Here is a 13,549-nt window from a genome sequence, read left to right as displayed (position 1 = left end):
CTTTAACCGAAATTGTATTTAATAAAATTTCGCATTACTTTCTACCATATTTGCTATATGAAACGGTAGCTCTTCTTTTTTCGATTCCAAATATTGTTGTGATACTGCACCCAAATGTTTTTTATGCGGTATATAAAAAGCACTTATAGAAATCTCATAGTCAAATAAGTAATCATACACATGATAATCTACAAATAGAAGATCATCTTTCGGGAAAGGAACTTCCTTCCCTTGCAACGCATACATCAAAGCAATATTATTTTGAGATTTTAATCGATACATTCTTGCAAGCTGGTATAATGGTTCAGCCCGAGTTGGTCTATATTCCCACGCTTTTTGAAAATAAAGAATTGCTAATGCTGTATATTGTTCTTCTTGCTTCTTCATAGTTTCTTTTTCATCCGCTTCTGTTACTTCATGTTGCTTATTTGCCGAACGGTTTGCTAATTGTTCATAACAAAATCCTATTCGCAATAACGAATAGAACACCTCTTCAACCCATCCCCCTGCTTCCACTCGTTTTTTATACCATTTAATCGAATCTTCAAATTGACTTAAATGAAAATAAGTTTGGGCTAAATAAAATAAATATCTTATATGCAAATCTGGCGTTGTTTCTGGATCATTTAATCCTTGTAACAACAACCTCTCGTCTCTCTCAAATTTATCAGCTTTACTACCACCATCCCCAGGATCATTAACGACAAGCGTCTCTAACCTAGCTACCCTCGTATTGTAATCCGCCCCAACTTTGGAACGATCTATATCCCAATACTCATGAGTAACACCAACAGATTTCCATGGTAAAGAAGCTTTTAAAAGGCGTGTAAGCCAATACTTAATATGAATATCATATTGCAATGTAAGATAATGGTCTTCCGTTAAACTAGTCTTATCAAACTCAGGATCAACTTCTAATATCATATCTGCATCTAATATTAATAAATAATCTGCTTCTGGATATGTTTTTTGAGCCAATGAAACTGCTAAACTTCTGTTATAACCAAAGTTTTTAAATGGTTCATGATGAACTGTTCCAGGGATTTCATTTTCTTTACACCAATTTTCAATAATTTCAGGTGTACTATCAGTTGATCCCGTATCACAAATAGAAACAAAGTCCACAATTGATTTTGTGGCATTTAAACATCTTTCCATAATTCTAGACTCGTTCTTAACAATCATACAAAGACATAACTTTTTTTCTTCCCCTGCATTCTTCACTTTCTCATTTCCCATTTAACCACCTCATATTTTATTAACACGCTCTTTTCATATGTAACACTATTTCATAGCTATACTGATGACATAACCATCCTTTTACTATTTATGAAAACTTCATTTTATTTATTCTTATTTTTATGTTGGGACATCTTTCATACTTTCCTCTATATTTGATAAAATCAGTACAAATAAACAATGATTGATTGGTATTTTCAAATGAGAAATTTCTTACACTAAAAAAAAGAAACTTGCGCTTATGCACAAGTTTCTTTTCAAAAATCATTTCCTATTTTTTCACAACTTCATGTCCACCGAACTGATTACGAAGAGCTGAAACCACTTTTCCGTGGAAAGTATCATCTTCTTGAGAACGGTAGCGCATAAATAATGACATTGCGATTACCGGTGCTGCCGCTTGAAGTTCAAGTGCCGTTTCCACAGTCCATTTCCCTTCTCCTGAAGAATTCATCACACCTTTAATCCCCTCTAGTTTTGGATCATCTGCAAATGCCTTTTCAGTTAAGTCCATTAACCAACCGCGGATAACCGATCCGTTTGCCCATACTTTTGCAACATCTTCATAATTGAAATCAAAATCACTTTTATCTAACACTTCAAATCCTTCAGCGATTGCTTGCATCATACCGTATTCAATACCGTTATGAACCATTTTTAAGAAATGACCACTTCCGACGCGGCCTGCATAAGAATACCCATTCTCTACTGCTAAATCTTTAAATAAAGGTTCCAATTGATCGTAAATTTCTTTTTCTCCACCAACCATTAAGCAAGCACCGTCTCTAGCTCCTTCTACACCGCCTGATGTGCCAATATCTACGTAATGTAAACCAAAGTTTTTCGCTTCTTCCGCACGGCGTAACGTATCTTTATAGAATGAATTTCCACCTTCAATAACGATATCGCCTTCCTCTAATAATGGATATACATCTTTTAATACTGACTCAACAACTTCTCCCGCAGGTACCATTACCCAAATTGTACGAGGAGCCTCTAGTTCAGCAATCATTTCTTTTAATGTATGACGAGCAGTAATCCCTAAAGCCCCTGCCTTTTCAACAAGCTCTTTATTTACATCGTATACAACTACTTCATGCTTGTCTTCATATAAATGTTCTGCTAATGGGAATCCCATTTTTCCTAATCCAATTAAACCTAGTTTCATATTAATCAATCTCCCATTCTATACAAATATATTTAATAACGAAATTAGTCCAAGTGCTACAACAGATAATATGGTCTCCATTGCAGTCCATGTTAATAATGTTTCCTTCACAGTCATTCCGAAATACTCTTTAATCATCCAAAATCCAGAATCATTTACATGTGATAAAATTAATGATCCTGCACCTGTTGCAAGTGCTAACAGTTCAACGTTTACACCTGGTGTACTTGCTGCAATCGGTGCTACAATTCCAGCTGCTGTCATCATAGAAACTGTAGCAGATCCCGTCGCAATTCGGATCAGAGCCGCAATTCCCCAGCCTAATAATATCGGTGAAATATGAGATTCTTTCGCCATTTCTGCGATTGTCGTTCCAATTCCAGAATCTAATAGTACTTTATTAAACGCACCGCCTGCACCAATAACTAACAGTATGTTCGCAATTGGTCCTAAACAATCATTTGTAAATTGTAATACTTTATCTTTTGAGAACCCTTTTGCATAACCAAGACTAAAGAAAGAATATATCGTTGCAATTAATAGTGCGACGATTGGATCTCCAATAAAGTGCAATACTTGAGCAAGTTGACTTGTTTTGCTTAGCGCGACTTCCGCAATCGATGCACCAAGCATTAGAAATACTGGAAGTAAAATAGTAAACAATGTATTTCCGAAACTAGGAAGTTCCTTCTTCTTATCTCTTTCAATAAATTGCTCTGCTATATCTAATGGCACTTCTTTATGTATACGAGCACCAATCCATTTCCCGTAAAGCGGACCTGAAATGATTGCAGTTGGAAGTCCGACAATTAATGCATATAAAATTGTTTTCCCTACATCTGCTTTAAAAATACCTACCGCTGCCATCGCTGCTGGATGCGGTGGAACGAGTCCGTGTACAACAGATAGTCCTGCTACTAGTGGAATACCGATTGTAATAAGTGATACCCCAGTTTCTAACGCAATTGTAAATACTAATGGAATTAATAGTACAAATCCAACTTGGAAAAATACTGGAATCCCTACTAAAAATGCAACGAACATCATTGCCCAGTGAACACGTTTCTTCCCAAAACGATCAATTAATGTGGTAGCAATTCGTTCAGCACCGCCAGATTCGGCCATCATTTTTCCAAGCATCGTTCCTAATGCTAAAACTATCGCTAAAAACCCTAACGTATTACCAAGCCCTAGTTTAATAGAGTCGATAATCCCTGGATCTTTTGGTGAAGTTCCAATCAATGGCATTCCCATTGCTAGCCCTACACCAATTGCTGTTAAAATTAACGCGACAAATGGATGCCACTTTACTACCGTAATAAGTAAAAGTAGTATGACAACTGCCGCTAGTACGATCCCAACTACCATTTCTCCCAATCCCCCTATTGTTTACGTTGGAAAGCAGCTATACAATCAAATTCTTCTTTCAAGCGATTGTAAAGTCGTTCATACATATAAAACATTTCTAAATATATAGCCGTATTTTCTTTATTCGGTACATGGTGATGAACAATATCAATCCAATCTTTTACCTCTTCAAGAGAATCAATTTTTCCTACAGCATATAAAGCAACCGCCGCTGCCCCAAGCGCAGATGCTTCATGACTTTCAGGAACAAGCAATTCTTTTCCCATCATATCGGATAGCATTTGTCTCCAAAATGCAGATTTCGCAAATCCTCCTGAAACGCGTATTTCAGTAAGTGGCCCTGTACAATCCCTAATTGCAAGTGCAACAGAATATACGCTCATACAAACACCTTCCATAACTGCTCGTATAAAATGTTCTCGTTTATGCTGAAGGTTAATTCCAAAGAATGTACCACGCGCATTTGCATTCCAGTAAGGTGCACGTTCTCCAGAAAGAAACGGTAAAAATAGCAATCCACCTGCTCCAGCTGGTACACTTTCCGCATATTTAATTAATAAATCATAAGGATCAATGCCAAGTTTCCTTGCTACTTCTTGTTCTGGGCTACCAAATTCATCACGTAACCATCTCAATAATATTCCGCCGTTATTCGTTGGTCCGCCTATCACCCAGTGCTCGTCTGTTAATGCATAACAAAACGTTCTTCCTTTTTCATCTGTATTAACACTTGATGAAATTGTTCGAACTGCACCACTTGTTCCAATCGTAATTGCAGCTGAGCCAGGCGATATTGCCCCAACGCCCACATTCGCAAGAACACCATCACTTGCACCTATAACAACTGGAGTATCTTCACGAATACCCATCTTTTGTGCTAATTCAGGCTTTATACCCGATAAAATATATGTAGTTGGCACAGGTGTTGATAATTGTTCTGGTGACATATGTAACATCGTTAAAACATCTTCATCCCAGTTTAATGTTTCTAAATTAAATAACCCAGTAGCAGATGCTATTGAATAATCCACTACGTAACGTGAAAACAATTGATAAATAACATACTCTTTAATGGAAATAAATTTATAAGCGCTCGTATATAATTCTGGCTCTTCCTCTTTCATCCACAATAATTTAGAAAGCGGCGACATCGGATGAATTGGTGTACCCGTTCGTCTATAAATGTCATGCCCATTCATATGTTGTAATAATTTTTCCGATTGTTTCGTACTTCGATTATCCGCCCAAATGATAGAACGTGTTAATGGCGCACCGTTTTCATCTACTGCAATTAATGCGTGCATTGCTGTACTAATACCGATTGAAGAAATATCTTCTGGTAACACATTACCCTCTTCGATGGCAACGCTTACAGTTTTGTATACAGCAGCACATATTACATCAGGATCTTGCTCTGCCCATCCGACGTTCGGTTGAATAATTGGATAATCAACTGCATGTGATGCAACGACTTTTCCTTTTTCTGTGAACACAACCGTTTTTGTACTTGTGGTACCGATATCAATCCCGATTACTCTCCCCCTTGTTTCCATGCAAATCTTCCCTTCGTTTCTAGCAAAATACGATCTAGTAAACCGTTTACATGAATTAGTATATAAAATATTTTTTCTTTAATCAAGTTTTAAAAAGAAAATTTTTTTCATCACAAAAAATAAATCCCCTCATTCCATTTCACTACATACTAAATTTAGATTTTCTCCTCGTTAAATTTGCGTTATATTCTTTACGCAACACACTCTTTTTCTTTCATTAACAACACATAGAGAGTCTTTCCATACGTTCTATTCATTTGCATGAAAAAGGAGTTGTACAGCAACTACCTCTGCAATAGAAATTTTTTTGCACTTTGCTCGTTTTTATTGTATTAAGTTCACTCGTCTTTTTATCTTAATAGTCTTAGAGCACGTATCCTACTATCACTTTATTAACTTGTAAATATATGTTCCATAATATAAAATCTAATAGTATTTATATTTTTCAGAAAAATAAAAACAATATTATAAACTTTATTGTATAATGTTGTAAAAAGATGTCGGAGGGATTTAATGTTACATAAAATATCTCAATTCACAATTAAGCTTTCATCCATTCTTTTATCACTGTTACTATTATTAAATTTACCTTATTTATTTATCACTCAACAAGGATTTACCTTTCAACCAATTTATTTTTTTGACCAGATCGTTACTATGTTAAAACAGGTTTTCTCCCCTGAATCATTGTTGGTTATAGGATCAGACCCAAAGTATGGTCATTTAAAAACAACACCACTATTTCCAACTGTTTTAGAACCTTATCTATATTCATTTACTATATTATTTTTAGCCTTTTTGCTTGCGCTCTTTATCTCATCTAGCATGGCATTTTTTTATTTTTTAGCAAAAGATTATATAAAAAAATGGATAAACCGAATTGTGTTCATATTAGAAGCTGTCCCTGATATGATGATGATGATTTGTTTGCAAATATTTTTCATATGGGTACTTCAGAAATTCGGAGAAGCTCCTTTCACCATTATTTCCTATAATGAAAATCGAGCTTATTTACTCCCTATTTTATCTTTATCTGTTTTACCTACATTACAAATGTTTCGAATGATGGTGTTATACATAAAAGAAGAACATGGAAAACATTACGTAGAGGTTGCATATGGCAAAGGCCTTTCATCCAGTTATATACTTTGTATTCATTTATTCAAAAATATATCTATCCACTTCTTCCACCATTTAAAAACGATTTTTGTTTTCTTACTGTCTAACTTATTCATTTTAGAATTCGTTTTTAATATGCAAGGCATTATTCAATTTTTATTTAAAAAAGCGTTTATTTCACCACCAGCTGCATTTATCATACTTGTCATGATTATCTTACCATTTTATGCCATTTTCCAAATAATCTCTCTCATCATGAATAGATGGCAAAAGCAATTGAAAGGAGCGGCTCTATGAAATCTATTTGGAAATCAAAACGATTTTTAATCGGCTTTACTTATTTATTCATACTTGTTTCAGCTAGTTTTATTTATAGCTGGTTCTTTAAAGATAACATCCCAAAACCTCCTCAGTTACTTTACAATGACAATAACGAATTGCTTGGAAAGGCCCCCTTTTCACCATCGTTAATACCGCCTTTTGGATCTGATCGTTTTGGAGAATCTGTTTTCTTACAAATTATAGAAGGAGCAAAATTCACCATTTTATTAGCCGTGGCAATTAGCTTCTTTCGAATTTTATTCGGAACATGTATAGGAATCCTTTTAAGTTTATATGCTCCAAAATTCAAGAGATTTTTCCAGTCATGCTCAGAAGTTTTTTATTACATTCCTACTTTATTTATTGCATTTATACTCATCACGCCCGTTAATATTGTAATCGTATCAAATGCTGATAGATTAGATCCAAATATTTCATTTGCGTTTTATCAAGTACTCGTACTTATATTCGTGGCTCTGCCTACACTTTCTTTATATATATCCTCAGAGGTTGATGAATTTATGAAACAAGATTACATTTTAAGTTCCCAATTGCTAGGGGCTAGCCGTTTTCATATTATCAAAAAACACTTACGAGTCTTATTACTTGATCGCTTATTTGTGTTATTCATGGAACATATCGTCCAAGCACTCATACTCGTTATCCATTTAGCTTTGCTTGACATTGTAATTGGCGGGATTCAAATGCGAGAACTCTATGACGGAGTGCTCAAACCTGTTTCTCTATCTAATGATTGGGCAGGCCTTATTGGATTAAATCGTTATGAAATGAATCTTTCATGGTGGATTATTTTTTATACTCTCGTTTCATTCTTTATTACGATTCTTTTTATTAAACTTATGACAATCGGGATTCAAGATGCACTGAAAGCAAGAGATTTGCAAGCAGTAGCAATTCAAACCGTTCCAGATCATAAAAAATTTGTTAAAAGTAAAGATTCTTTTTCGTTTGCAGATAAAGTGAACCTTTAATCATTTCTCATTAATCAGCATTAATATTAAAAAAGCTGATCCTTGTTGAATACAGGGATCAGCTTCTTTATGCCGTCTAACTTTTTAATGTCCTTTGCTAGACTCATATTTTTTATATTTAAAGTGAATTATTTACAACCACAATTATGCTGTTTAAAATCGATTACCATACGTCCTTGAATTCTACCTTGTTCCATTTCTTCGAATACATTTTGTACTTTATCTAGAGAACACGTTTGAACAACTGGCACTACCTTGCCTTCTGCACCGAACATGAATGCCTCCTCTAAGTCCTTACGAGTACCGACTAGAGAACCAACTACTTCAATTCCATCTAATACAAGTCGCGGAATGTTTAAATCCATAGTTTCTACTGGTAAACCGACTGCAACGACTTTACCACAAGCACGTACTGCATCAACTGCTGAGTTGAATGCTACTTTAGAAACGGCTGTTACTACAGCAGCATAAGCACCACCAAACTCATCTTGCACAATCTTATCAGCAGGACCTTGAGAAATTGGATTGATAGTCATATCAGCGCCAACCTCTTTTGCTAAGGCTAATTTATCATCATTAATATCTACTGCAATGACCTTTGCACCAAATACGTTTTTAGCATATTGGATAGCTAGGTTACCTAATCCACCACAACCATAGATGACGATAGGTTGACCAGGTTTAATATCTGATACTTTTATTGCTTTATATGTAGTTACGCCCGCACATGTAATTGATGATGCTTGAGCAGGATCTAATCCTTCTGGTACTTTCACCGCATAGTCAGCTGTAACAATACATTGCTCCGCCATACCACCATCTACTGAATAACCAGCATTCTTAACTTCACGGCAAAATGTTTCTCTACCAGTTACACAATATTCACAACGTCCACAAGATTGGAACATCCATGCAATACTTACACGATCACCTATCTTTAGTGAAGTAACATCATCAGCAAGTTTCGTAACTATACCTACACCCTCATGACCAAGAATACGGCCATCTGTGTTTCCAAAATCATGATTTGCAACGTGTAAATCAGTATGACAAACTCCACAATACTCTACATCTACTAACGCTTCACCTGAGTGTAACGGACGTAATTCCTTTTCAATAACTTCAATGTTTGCTTTACTATTTTTATTAACTATTACTGCTTTCATATGTGATCTCCCCTTTAGTGTTTTAGAATTTTAATGAGTACATCTCAAAACTTCTGTCTTCACTGATTTGGCTAATCATTATGCCAAATTTAAATGTTCAATCATCATTACACGTTCATCATAACATGTAATTTTAAAAGCTTATTGTTAAATTTTGAACAATATTTGAATTATTAACCAAATATTTTCTTACTATATTTAAAGGAAAACTGAATTTTCATTCATGTATCGTTAATTAAAATTCTAGGTGCGGAGTATAAGACTCAATTAAAAAAGATTCTTAAAACAGAAAATTATAATCAGCAGATTTTCACAAACGACTATTGACCAATATAAAAAGCCCTTCAACTGAAGGACTTTTATATTCGTTTCATCGAAATAGTTTCACGTATACTTTGTAAATTTTGCAACGTTTCTTCTTGGCGTTGTAATGATAACCCAACGTATAAAGTATCTAACAAACTTAACTGTGCTAATCTTGATGAACTAGCTTCTGTACGGAATTCCGTCTCACGTGTTGAAGTATATAATGTAATATCAGCAAGTTGACTTAATGCCGATTTCTGATAGCTCGTAATTGCAATAATACGAACTCCCCTTGCTTTTGCTACTTCTAACGCTTCCAGTAACCCTTTATTACTACCAGAATGAGAAATTGCAATGACCACCGCTTCTTTAGTTAGTAAACCCGCACCCATAATTTGAAAATGTGAATCTGTATGAGCAATACAAGAAATACCTGTTCTCATAAATTTATGATATGCATCCATCGCAATAATACCAGAACCACCATTTCCATAAAACTCAATACGGCTTGTATCTTGCAATACTTTTACAGCCTGCTCTAGTGCTGTATCGTTTAGCAAATGTAATGTATCTTGCAGTCCCGTAATATGCGAATGAAAAACTTTTTTAGCAACAGTTACCATGCTATCTTCCGCCGATACTTCTTCATGAATATTTTGCATTGGAGTATGTACAATTTCACGAGCTAATGTAATCTTTAAATCTTGAAACCCTTGAAAACCAAGGTGCTTACATAAGCGGAATATCGTAGCTTCGGAGCTATTCGTAACTTCAGCTAATTCTGTAATAGATTTATGTACAACATCTTGTGGATGTTTCAATATATGTTCAGCAATACTTCGCAATTTCGGTGATAAACCGTTTAACGAAGCCTGAATCTTTCCAAGCCCATTTCTTGTACCTGGCATAGCATATCTTCCCCTTCCATCGTAGCTTTATTGTACCTAATTATCGAAAGAAGAAAAACCTTTATTTGGCACTACTATAAATTGAAGTTTTAATTAGCGAGCTTATTGTACATCTCCCAATGATTATTATCCCGAAAATAGCGAGATAAATTTTAAAGGCTCCTATGTATTCTGTCGCAACATAGTACATAATTATTCAAATTTATTATTCCCTCTATGCTTCACCGCATATAATGCAGCTTGCGTACGATCATCTACTTCCAGCTTAGCTAAAACATTTGAAACATGCGTTTTTACAGTTTGTTCTGTAATATGAAGCTCTACTGCAATTTCCTTATTGCTTCTCCCTTTCGCAATTTCACGAAGTACTTCTTGCTCTCTTTTCGTTAGCATGGAAAAAGGGTTTTCTTTTTCTTTTTTGACTGCTGATCGTCCTAAGAGTGCTGGTGTTACTTTCGGGTGAAAATTCGCATTACCTTCCTGTACTGCAATGATAGAAGCAACAAGTTGCTCAGGTTGTACTTCTTTTAATTGATAACCATCTGCTCCAGCTTCTAGTGCTGGTAAAACATAATCTTGCTCTGAAAAACTGCTTAATATAAGTATCTTTATTGTCTCATCATATTGTTTTATCCGTTTTGTTGCTTCAATACCATCCATCTTCGGCATTGATAGATCCATTAATACTACATCTGGTCTTTTTGTTTGGACGAATATTAATGCCTCTTCACCATTTTCTGCTTCCCCAACAATTTCAAATCCTTCTCTCGTTTTCAAAAAGAATACAAGTCCTCTTCGAACGATATGATGATCCTCAACTAAAAGTAATTTAATTTTCAACCTTCTTCTCCCCTTCAAATCGGCAATTGAATTTCAATTTTCGTACCCTTTTTCAGCTCCGTTTTTATTTGAAACGATCCCTTCATTAACTGAATACGTTCCTTCATACTTTTTAAGCCGAGCGCTGTCTCTCTTACGTTATCTTGTATAAATCCTATTCCGTTATCCTCTATGTAAAAATATAGCTGGTTATTTTCTATTTTTAAAAGAACATTTACCTTTTCACATGAAGCATGTTTTTTACAATTATGTATTGCTTCTTGACTAATACGCCATAAAACTTCTTCTATTTCATCCCCAATTGAAACCATTCCATCAATTCGAACTTCCACATGAATCCCTAACAACTTCCCGTAATTTTTAATTGCTTCTGCTAGACCTTTCTCTAATCCTTCCGGTCTTAATTGCCAAATTAAAAGTGTCATTTCTTGTAATGCTTCCTGTGATAATTCTCCAATATAACTTAACATCTCTTGCAAGTCTCTATCTTGCGTCATATTTAGAGTACCTTTTGCTGTTAGCATAATAGAAAATAACAATTGTTTTACTGAATCATGTAAATCACGTGCAAGTCGATTTCTTTCAGCTACCACTACGTATTTACGTTCTTTTTCCACTAACTGAATACGTTGTATTGTCGTTCCTATTTGAAATGCAATTGATTCTAATAATGCTAATTCTTCCTCTGAAAAATGTGTTTTTTGAGGCGAGGCCACATTTAATAGACCAAACTTCTCCGACCCAGACCTAAGAGGAATTGTCGCATGATGCGTAACATCTTCTGTCTCTCCCCAATTACATTCAATCGCATCCTCTATCCGCTTACATTCAATAATATTTGTTGCTTTTTCTAATCTCCCATTTACAAAACGCTCTACACACCAACAGTCTCCTTCACACATTGGCCTCTTTTCTTGCCACGTAAGAGCTGGAGGTAAGTTTTGATCTACAAGCATACGGTGCTTTCCACTTTCATCGATAAAGAATATCCACCCTGTTTGTAAATTCATAACTTGTAACAATGTATGTAACACTTTTTCTAACATGTCCTGTAAGTCTGTTGCTTCATTTAATAATTCAGCAATTGCTTTTAATGCTTCTAAACGATACATCTCTTTTTCTTCAAAGTTCATTTTCATCACCAACTACCATTATAACATTAAGAAATTTCTAAATTCTACAAATTAAAAAGAGCCAATTTCCTTTGGCTCTTTCTTTATCTCAATCATTTTATTATTATTTTTCTATCCAATGTTGGATGCAGAATTTTTGTTAACAAACTGTTCTACTTTAACTGTCCGATAAAGTGAAACTTTAATCAGTGGGGTTTTTCTTCATCCCCACTGATTATTAGTTGAACCAATCGGACTTTTATGGGCAGTTGCCCCCCACCTAACTTCTTTGCTTTCGCTGAATTTTGAGGTGGGGATCTTACTGCCCATTAAAGTGGGGTAAAGATTGTCCAGCACGGGCATGCTGTAAGCTTTCAGCAGTAACGACCATATTGGCTGCTGGCATCTGCACTTGATTCTTATGGAACATAGACATCAATTCAAATCTTACTTGTCTAGAAGTTTCAAAATAATCTTCTGGCTTTATTAAACCCGTAATACAAAATTCATATCCAACATATTTAAGATTCGGATTTAAATCTGTAACACCAACATATTTAAATGGCTCAACAGCTTCATCCTCTACTTTATAAAGACTTGGAGCCAATTTTTCATTACAATTCACACAAACTTCTTCCAACAATTCCTTAACTCTTGTAGGATCTTCCTGATAACTTACCGTAATCCGTTCAATTACGCGCATCCATCCTTTATTAAAATTTTGTATCGTCCTAATCTCTCCATGTGGTATAGTTAGGAGTTTTCCTGACCATTCACGAATTTGCATAAAACGAATACTAATTTCCTCAATTGTTCCTGAATTTGTTCCGTTAAAAGTAACAAAATCGCCAACACGAAACTCTTTGTCCGCTAATCGCGCAAAGCCTAATATAACATCTTTTAGCATCTGTTGTGCAGCAAAACCGATAACAACCCCCGCTATCCCTGCGCCTGCAATTATACTTTTTATATCTACAAATTGGCTAATTAAATATATGATTAGACTGATGATAATGATATATCTAAAAATAGATCGGATCACACTTTGAATCGTTTGCTCTACCTCTTCATCAAAAAAGCTTGATTTCCTAAAAAACCAATCAATAATACGGTTAATTACAAATGAGATAATGATTAGAACTAAAGCAAATAGTAAAAATCTTAAAAGTAAAAACTCTCTTACATAATTAAAAAATTCTTCAGTATACGTTAATAAACTCATCCAACCACACCCTTAACTAATGAAAATTTCATGAAAAACTAATTTATTGTCATAACTTTTGATTTCTTTAAAACTTGTTACACTTTCTTCTATAAATATACCCTTTTTCATCACCTAAAGGGAGCTGACAATTGAAATTTTATTAAATGAATTTATTTTAAGACCTCAATACTTTCCTAAACAAAAAGTGAAATATTAACACAACGCCGAATTGTTCATTTAAAAATATTTTGAC

The 13,549-nt window shown here is 34.8% G+C and carries 11 protein-coding genes; 2 read left to right on the top strand and 9 right to left on the bottom strand.

Annotated elements, in window-relative coordinates; all coding sequences use genetic code 11:
• Positions 1-18: 18 nt before the first annotated feature.
• From MR113_RS05625 to gntK, 4 genes are all read right to left on the bottom strand, one after another.
• Entirely contained in the window at positions 19-1,239 is a 1,221-nt protein-coding gene (locus MR113_RS05625; RefSeq protein WP_242252110.1) for a tetratricopeptide repeat-containing glycosyltransferase, read from the bottom strand.
• 271 nt (positions 1,240-1,510) lie between these two features.
• Positions 1,511-2,407: a phosphogluconate dehydrogenase (NAD(+)-dependent, decarboxylating) gene (gene gnd, locus MR113_RS05620; RefSeq protein ID WP_242252108.1), complete on the bottom strand. Its 897-nt coding sequence runs from the start codon at positions 2,405-2,407 to the stop codon at positions 1,511-1,513.
• A gap of 18 nt (positions 2,408-2,425) precedes the next feature.
• Entirely contained in the window at positions 2,426-3,775 is a 1,350-nt protein-coding gene (locus tag MR113_RS05615) for a GntP family permease (protein WP_061678446.1), read from the bottom strand.
• 14 nt (positions 3,776-3,789) lie between these two features.
• A complete protein-coding gene (gene gntK / locus MR113_RS05610) occupies positions 3,790-5,328 on the bottom strand; it encodes a gluconokinase (protein WP_242252099.1) in 1,539 nt (512 codons plus the stop codon).
• A gap of 513 nt (positions 5,329-5,841) precedes the next feature.
• Between gntK and MR113_RS05605 the strand changes: the two genes are divergently transcribed.
• On the top strand, positions 5,842-6,744 hold the full coding sequence (locus tag MR113_RS05605) for an ABC transporter permease subunit (protein WP_242252088.1): 903 nt from the start codon (positions 5,842-5,844) through the stop codon (positions 6,742-6,744).
• Positions 6,741-7,760 (top strand): ABC transporter permease, encoded by a 1,020-nt coding sequence (locus tag MR113_RS05600; protein ID WP_242252086.1) that lies wholly within the window; start codon positions 6,741-6,743, stop codon positions 7,758-7,760. The genes MR113_RS05605 and MR113_RS05600 overlap by 4 nt, the downstream gene beginning before the upstream one ends.
• 128 nt (positions 7,761-7,888) lie before the next feature.
• On the opposite strand, the gene adhP is transcribed toward MR113_RS05600, so the two are convergent.
• The 5 genes from adhP to MR113_RS05575 all read right to left on the bottom strand — a co-directional run bounded on the left by adhP (position 7,889) and on the right by MR113_RS05575 (position 13,314).
• Positions 7,889-8,926 carry an alcohol dehydrogenase AdhP gene (adhP, locus tag MR113_RS05595; RefSeq protein ID WP_242252084.1) on the bottom strand — a complete coding sequence of 346 codons (1,038 nt, stop codon included), beginning with the start codon at positions 8,924-8,926 and terminating at the stop codon, positions 7,889-7,891.
• 359 nt (positions 8,927-9,285) lie between these two features.
• The gene (locus MR113_RS05590; RefSeq protein ID WP_242252073.1) at positions 9,286-10,140 is read right to left on the bottom strand and encodes a MurR/RpiR family transcriptional regulator; all 855 of its coding nucleotides are present in this window, start codon (positions 10,138-10,140) and stop codon (positions 9,286-9,288) included.
• Between the two features lie 192 nt (positions 10,141-10,332).
• Positions 10,333-10,980, bottom strand: coding sequence for a response regulator (locus MR113_RS05585; protein ID WP_242252071.1), 648 nt, complete (start codon positions 10,978-10,980; stop codon positions 10,333-10,335).
• Between the two features lie 14 nt (positions 10,981-10,994).
• Positions 10,995-12,113, bottom strand: coding sequence for a GAF domain-containing sensor histidine kinase (locus MR113_RS05580; protein ID WP_472927131.1), 1,119 nt, complete (start codon positions 12,111-12,113; stop codon positions 10,995-10,997).
• Positions 12,114-12,411: 298 nt separating this feature from the next.
• Entirely contained in the window at positions 12,412-13,314 is a 903-nt protein-coding gene (locus MR113_RS05575; RefSeq protein ID WP_242252068.1) for a mechanosensitive ion channel family protein, read from the bottom strand.
• Positions 13,315-13,549: the final 235 nt, after the last annotated feature.

This window comes from Bacillus cereus group sp. BfR-BA-01379, from assembly GCF_022663605.1.
In the GTDB taxonomy this organism is placed as follows: domain Bacteria; phylum Bacillota; class Bacilli; order Bacillales; family Bacillaceae_G; genus Bacillus_A; species Bacillus_A mobilis.
Note: the sequence above shows the minus strand (reverse complement) of the source record. Positions and strands in the feature narration are given on the sequence as shown.

Excerpts from the sequence above, each read along its gene's own strand:
- MR113_RS05625 (WP_242252110.1), bottom strand. The coding sequence starts at position 1,239 with ATGGGAAATGAGAAAGTGAAGAATGCAGGGGAAGAAAAAAAGTTATGT.
- gnd (WP_242252108.1), bottom strand. The coding sequence starts at position 2,407 with ATGAAACTAGGTTTAATTGGATTAGGAAAAATGGGATTCCCATTAGCA.
- MR113_RS05615 (WP_061678446.1), bottom strand. The coding sequence starts at position 3,775 with ATGGTAGTTGGGATCGTACTAGCGGCAGTTGTCATACTACTTTTACTT.
- gntK (WP_242252099.1), bottom strand. The coding sequence starts at position 5,328 with ATGGAAACAAGGGGGAGAGTAATCGGGATTGATATCGGTACCACAAGT.
- MR113_RS05605 (WP_242252088.1), top strand. The coding sequence starts at position 5,842 with ATGTTACATAAAATATCTCAATTCACAATTAAGCTTTCATCCATTCTT.
- MR113_RS05600 (WP_242252086.1), top strand. The coding sequence starts at position 6,741 with ATGAAATCTATTTGGAAATCAAAACGATTTTTAATCGGCTTTACTTAT.
- adhP (WP_242252084.1), bottom strand. The coding sequence starts at position 8,926 with ATGAAAGCAGTAATAGTTAATAAAAATAGTAAAGCAAACATTGAAGTT.
- MR113_RS05590 (WP_242252073.1), bottom strand. The coding sequence starts at position 10,140 with ATGCCAGGTACAAGAAATGGGCTTGGAAAGATTCAGGCTTCGTTAAAC.
- MR113_RS05580 (WP_472927131.1), bottom strand. The coding sequence starts at position 12,113 with ATGAACTTTGAAGAAAAAGAGATGTATCGTTTAGAAGCATTAAAAGCA.
- MR113_RS05575 (WP_242252068.1), bottom strand. The coding sequence starts at position 13,314 with ATGAGTTTATTAACGTATACTGAAGAATTTTTTAATTATGTAAGAGAG.